Below are 5771 nucleotides of genomic sequence, written 5' to 3' on the forward strand. Positions count from 1 at the left end.
GCCGTCAGGAGTGGAGGGCGTCCGTCCGGAGCGGTCACGCGGCGGGGGAGCGCTCCCGCGCAATAAGCGGAATGGCGCACGCCATTTTGGCTGCTCAGTGTCGATGGGGCGTGATCCCCGGGTGACGTGCCAGGGCGTCCGCGGCCCGCTCTTGCTCACTGCAACGTTTCAGTCCGGCCGTGGAAGCGTTGCAGTGGCTCCCGCACATCCCGGCCGCCCGCGCGCCCCGCATCCAGAGCCGGTGCGCAGCGCCCACCGGCGGCGCGCCCGGACGCCGCCCCAGGACGGCGGGCGCACCGCCGCAGCGGCGGAGGTGAGAGGCCGTCACTCCTTTATGCCTCAATCAATCCTGTTCGCCCAGCGCCCTTGGGTGTCCGGATCCCGACCGTCGCTGTGGATCCTCGGGTACGGGTGGCTGCCGGGTGCGGTGATGTGCGCACGGAGGCGACCACCGCCCTCGCGTACCGGGCGGGACGAACGCGCGGCCGCCCCCTCGTGCTCTTCGCCCGGGTGCTACGGGGCCGGGGGGCCGGGCCGCTGCCCGGTCCGTACCGCCGGCCCGGGTGCGGGCAGGACGGGGGCGCCCGCCCGGCGGTCCGGGACGTCCCCGCCGGAGGCCAGCAGCACCGGCCGCTTCGTGCTGTCGCGCGACGGCAGGAACGCGGCCAGCACCAGGCCGACGAGCACCGCAGCGGTGGCGATCAGGAACGCGATGCGGAACCCCTGCATGGAGGGCACCTCCACCGCGCCGTGGCGCACCGAGGTGTGGGCGAGCACCATGCCGATCACCGCGCTCGACACCGACGTACCGATCGAACGCATCAGCGTGTTCAGTCCGTTGGCCGCACCCGTCTCCGACGGGTCGACGGCACCCATGATGAGCGTGGGGAGCGAGGAGTAGGCCAGTCCTATGCCCGCGCCCACCACAACGGAGACGACGACCGTCTGCCACGCCGCGCTCATCATCCAGATTCCGGCGCCGTAACCGGCGGCGATGACCAGGAGGCCCAGCATCAGCGAGACCTTCGGGCCCCGCCGGGCGGAGATCCGCGCGTACAGGGGGGCCACGAACATCATGGTGACTCCCAGCGGGGCGACGCACAGGCCGGCCACGACCATCGACATCCCCAGACCGTGGCCCGTCGAGCGAGGCAGCTGCAGCAACTGGGGGAGCACCAGCGTGATGGCGTAGAACGCGACCCCCACCATGATCGAGGCGAGGTTGGTGAGCAGCACCTCACGCCTGGCCGTGGTCCGCAGGTCGACCAGCGGCGCGGGGCTGCGCAGCTCCCACACGCCCCACAGACCCAGCACGAGCACCGCCCCGCCGAACAGGCCGAGCGTCGTGGCGGACGCCCACCCCCAGTCGCCGCCCTTGGTGACGGGCAGCAGAAGGAGGACCAGACCGGCGGTCAGCCCCAGCGCCCCGAGCCGGTCGAAACGCCCCGGCGCGCGCAGCGGCGACTCCGGTACGACGAGCACGGTCAGCAGCATGGACAGAGCGCCCATGCCGGCCGCGGTGAAGAACAGGGCGTGCCAGTCGGCGTGCTGGGCGATCAGCGCCGCCGCGGGGAGCGCGAGGCCGCCGCCGACGCCGATCGAGGAGCTCATCAGGCCCATCGCGGAACCGAGCCGCCGCGGGGGCAGCAGGTCGCGCATGATGCCGATGCCCAGCGGTATCGCGCCCATGCCGAACCCCTGGAGCGCCCGTCCGACGATCATGACCACCAGATCGTCGGTGAAGCCGCAGAGCAGCGAGCCGGCCACCATCACCGCCAGGCTCGCCAGCAGCATCCGGCGCTTGCCGTACAGATCGCCGAGGCGGCCCATGATCGGCGTCGCCACCGCACCCGCCAGCAGCGTGGCCGTCAGCACCCAGGTCGCGTCGGCGGCCGAGGTGGTGAGCAGCGCCGGCAGGTCCTTGATCACCGGGACCAGCAGGGTCTGCATCACCGCGACCGCGATGCCCGCGAACGCCAGGACCGGCACGATCCCCCTGGTTCTCGGCTCCGGGTCGTCGAGGGAATCACCCAGGGGCTGGTCGGCTGTCGACTGCGGCATACCTGCGGCCTCCGGGCGGCGGTCGTGGCGGAGCGCCGGGGTCCGTCCCGGCGCTCCGTTCGCTGAACGACGGCGGGACAGGGTGCCCGCCGCCAAGTGTGTGCACAGTGAACCTTCTCACCGGTCCCGGTATTCCGTGCCTGAGGCTCCGATGTTCCGGCCGGCGGCACCGGGGTACCCGGCGTCGAGCATGGCCCCGTACGCCGGAAGGGGCATCCGGCCCAGGTCCGGTCGCACCCGCCGGGCCCCGGGGTCACGCTGGAGAAGGACCCGGCCGGGTCCGGGCGCCATGACGGCGGCGCGCCGGAGGCAGAGCGAAGAGCGTCCGGACCGCCCGCCGCCAGGCCGTCCCCGCCGCCGCGCGGACCGTCGGGTGCGCCGGCAGGGGGACGACGAGTGCCCGGCGGCGCGCCGGGAAGCAGGAGCAGCACGCACGGGGGACACGTCCCGACAGACAGGAACCACGGTGAACAGTGCACAGGAATCCGCGACATCCGTCGTGGTGACGCTCACTGGCTGCTCGCGGGAGGACGCCGACGCGGTCTTCCGGGCCCTGAGCAGGTCCTTCGAGTCGGACCGCGCGGCCGACGACACGCCCCAGTACGTCTCGGAGGGCCACGCGACCGTGTGGACCGCGACCTTCGACGTGGCCAGCACACGCAATCCCGCCGAGCCGGTCCGCCTCGCGGCACCCGTCACGGCCGAGCTCCAGGGCGGCTACTGGGCGGTGGACCAGATGCAGGTGGCGCTCGCCGCCGCCTTCGACCTGGTGGAGCAGGGCATGGCGGCCGGCGACCAGGAGAAGGACGTCCAGCTGCTCCTCAACAGCGGCGTCCACCAGGAAGAGATCTGACAGCGGCGTCCCGCCGCACGAGACCTTGAGGAGGAGGCCTTCATGCCCATCGCCACGGTCAACCCCGCGACCGGCGAGACACTCGAGACGTTCGACGCGCTGGGCCCCGAGGAGATCGAGCGCAGGCTCGACCTCGCCCGCGCCGCCTTCGGCCGGTACCGCACCCGGTCCTTCGGCGAGCGTGCCGCCCTGCTCAACCGGGCCGCGGACCTGCTGGAGGGGGAACAGCACGACATCGCCCGGGTGATGACCACGGAGATGGGCAAGCCGATCGGGGCCGCCCGCGCGGAGGCGGCCAAGTGTGCCAAGGCCATGCGGTGGTACGCGGCACGCGCGGAGGAACTGCTGGCCGACGAGCACCCGGCGGCCGGTGACGTCGAGGACTCCGGAGCCGTCAGGGCCACCGTCCGCTACCGGCCGCTCGGCGTCGTCCTCGCGGTCATGCCGTGGAACTTCCCGCTCTGGCAGGTCGTCCGCTTCGCCGCCCCCGCCCTGATGGCGGGCAACGTCGGACTGCTCAAGCACGCGTCCAACGTGCCCCGGACCGCGCTGTACCTGGAGGACCTCTTCACCCGCGCCGGATTCCCGGAAGGATGCTTCCAGACGCTGCTCGTCGGCTCCGACGCGATCGAGTCAGTCCTGCGGGACAGCCGCGTGGCGGCGGCGACGCTGACCGGCAGCGAGGGCGCCGGCCGGGCCGTCGCCTCCGTCGCCGGCGACGAGGTCAAGAAGACGGTGCTGGAACTCGGCGGCAGCGACGCGTACATCGTCATGCCGTCGGCCGACCTCGGCCGCGCCGTCGGCACCGCCGTCACGGCCCGCGTCCAGAACAACGGCCAGTCCTGCATCGCCGCCAAGCGCTTCATCGTGCACGCGGACGTGTACGACGAGTTCTGCGACCGCTTCACGGCCGCCATGAAGGACCTCACCGTCGGCGACCCCATGGACGAGTCCACCGACGTCGGGCCGCTGGCGAGCGAGCGGGGCCGCGCCGATCTGGAGGAACTCGTCGACGACGCCGTGAGCCACGGAGCCACGGCACGCTGCGGAGGCCGCCGTCCGTCCCACCTCGACCGCGGCTGGTACTACGAGCCCACCGTCCTGACCGAGGTGTCCGACCGGATGCGCATCCACCGGGAGGAAGCGTTCGGACCGGTGGCCTCCGTCTACCGGGTGGCCGACGCGAACGAGGCGCTGGCCGTCGCCAACGACAGCCCCTTCGGACTCAGTTCCAACGCCTGGACGCGCGACGAGTCGGAGGTGGAGCTCTTCTCCCGGGACCTCGAGGCGGGCGGCGTGTTCTTCAACGGCATGACCGCCTCCCACCCGGCGCTGCCGTTCGGCGGCGTCAAACGGTCCGGCTACGGACGCGAGCTGTCCGGGCACGGCATCCGGGAGTTCTGCAACGTCACGACCCTGTGGCACGGCGAGGAGACGGAGAAGTAGACCATGGTGCAGTTCGGGTACACGATGATGACCGAGCAGGCCGGACCGCGTGAACTGGTCGGCCATGTGGTCGGCGCGGAGGAGGCCGGATTCGACTTCTCCGTCATCTCCGACCACTACTTTCCCTGGCTGGCCTCGCAGGGCCACGCCCCGTACGCCTGGAGCGTCCTGGGAGCCGCGGCCCAGGCCACCTCGCGGATCCCGCTGATGACGTACGTGACGTGCCCGACCACCCGCTACCACCCGGCCGTCGTGGCACAGAAGGCCGCGACGGTGCAACTGCTGTCCGAGGGACGCTTCCGCCTCGGACTGGGCTCCGGTGAGAACCTCAACGAGCATGTCGTGGGCGGCGACTGGCCCGCCGCGCACGTACGCCTGGAGAAGCTGGAGGAGGCGGCCGGGATCATCCGCCGACTCCTCGACGGCGAGCATGTCACCCACCACGGCGCCCATTTCGACGTCGTCGACGCCAAGCTGTGGGACGTACCCGCCGAGCGTGTGCCGATCGGTGTCGCCGTCTCCGGCGACAAGTCCTGCGCCGTCGCCGGCCGGACCGCTGACCTGGTCATCGCCACCGAGCCGAAGAAGGAGCTCCTCGACGCCTTCGACCGCCACGGCGGCACGGGCAGGCCCCGCGTCGGCCAGCTGCCCGTCTGCTACGACACCGACCGGGACGCCGCGGTGAAACGGGCGCACGACCAGTTCCGCTGGGCCGTCGGCGGCTGGCGGGTCAACGCGGAACTCCCCGGCCCCAAGTCCTTCGAGCAGGCCACCGAACTGGTCACGGAGGACGACGTCGCACAGACCGTCCCGTGCGGCGACGACGTCGGCGCCTTCGTCGACGCGGTCCGCGCGTACGTCGACGCGGGCTTCACGGAGGTCGCCCTCGTCCAGGTCGGCGGCGACCAGCAGGAGCCGTTCCTCGAATGGGCGCGGAGCACACTGCTGCCCGCGCTGCGCGAACTGTGAGGGTGACGCCGTATGAACGATTCCGCACACACCGGGTCGCACACCCCCTCCGACGAGGAAGTGGCGATGCGACTCGTACCCGTCTGGCTGGCGGAGGCCACCCGTAACGACGCCGGCGCCGCGGAACGGGCCGTGGGTGAATGGGAGCGGCGCGCCCTGTCCGCGGAGTCCGCGCGCGAACTGGCCGACTGGGTCACCGCCCGGGTCACCGACACGGCCTTCAACACGGACAAGGGCCCCGCTCCGGACGCCCCCGCACGGGTCAGCGTCGCCGACAAGGCGGCCGTCCACCGGTGGCTCGCCGCCCACGGGCACCACGTGTGACCCGGGTGGTCGCAGTTTTCCGAACGGTGGACGGCCCCGTGCCTCGAGGCACGGGGCCGTCCGCGTGCCGGCGCGGACGCTCCGGTCAGACGTTGGGGACCTTGAGCTTGTCCCAGCT

5 protein-coding genes are annotated in these 5771 nt (G+C 72.3%); 4 read left to right on the top strand and 1 reads right to left on the bottom strand.

Annotated features, from left to right (window positions below; genetic code table 11):
* Window positions 1-513: 513 nt before the first annotated feature.
* Complete coding sequence (locus tag ACWGH4_RS29900) at window positions 514-2061, bottom strand: MFS transporter (protein ID WP_453466415.1); 1548 nt, start codon at window positions 2059-2061, stop codon at window positions 514-516.
* 466 nt (window positions 2062-2527) lie between these two features.
* On the opposite strand from ACWGH4_RS29900, the gene ACWGH4_RS29905 reads away from it, so the two are divergent.
* The 4 genes from ACWGH4_RS29905 to ACWGH4_RS29920 are packed head-to-tail and all read left to right on the top strand — an operon-like array spanning window position 2528 to window position 5653.
* Window positions 2528-2914, top strand: coding sequence for a hypothetical protein (locus ACWGH4_RS29905; RefSeq protein WP_453466417.1), 387 nt, complete (start codon window positions 2528-2530; stop codon window positions 2912-2914).
* Window positions 2915-2956: 42 nt separating this feature from the next.
* The gene (locus ACWGH4_RS29910; protein WP_453466419.1) at window positions 2957-4360 is read left to right on the top strand and encodes an NADP-dependent succinic semialdehyde dehydrogenase; all 1404 of its coding nucleotides are present in this window, start codon (window positions 2957-2959) and stop codon (window positions 4358-4360) included.
* Between the two features lie 3 nt (window positions 4361-4363).
* A complete protein-coding gene (locus tag ACWGH4_RS29915) occupies window positions 4364-5329 on the top strand; it encodes an LLM class F420-dependent oxidoreductase (protein ID WP_453466421.1) in 966 nt (321 codons plus the stop codon).
* Between the two features lie 12 nt (window positions 5330-5341).
* The gene (locus ACWGH4_RS29920; RefSeq protein WP_453466423.1) at window positions 5342-5653 is read left to right on the top strand and encodes a hypothetical protein; all 312 of its coding nucleotides are present in this window, start codon (window positions 5342-5344) and stop codon (window positions 5651-5653) included.
* Window positions 5654-5771: the final 118 nt, after the last annotated feature.

The sequence above is a fragment of the Streptomyces sp. NPDC054847 genome (assembly GCF_053610925.1).

Bases quoted from the DNA above. Each gene is read 5' to 3' on its own strand.
- ACWGH4_RS29900 (WP_453466415.1), bottom strand. From the start codon at position 2,061: ATGCCGCAGTCGACAGCCGACCAGCCCCTGGGTGATTCCCTCGACGAC.
- ACWGH4_RS29910 (WP_453466419.1), top strand. From the start codon at position 2,957: ATGCCCATCGCCACGGTCAACCCCGCGACCGGCGAGACACTCGAGACG.
- ACWGH4_RS29915 (WP_453466421.1), top strand. From the start codon at position 4,364: ATGGTGCAGTTCGGGTACACGATGATGACCGAGCAGGCCGGACCGCGT.
- ACWGH4_RS29920 (WP_453466423.1), top strand. From the start codon at position 5,342: ATGAACGATTCCGCACACACCGGGTCGCACACCCCCTCCGACGAGGAA.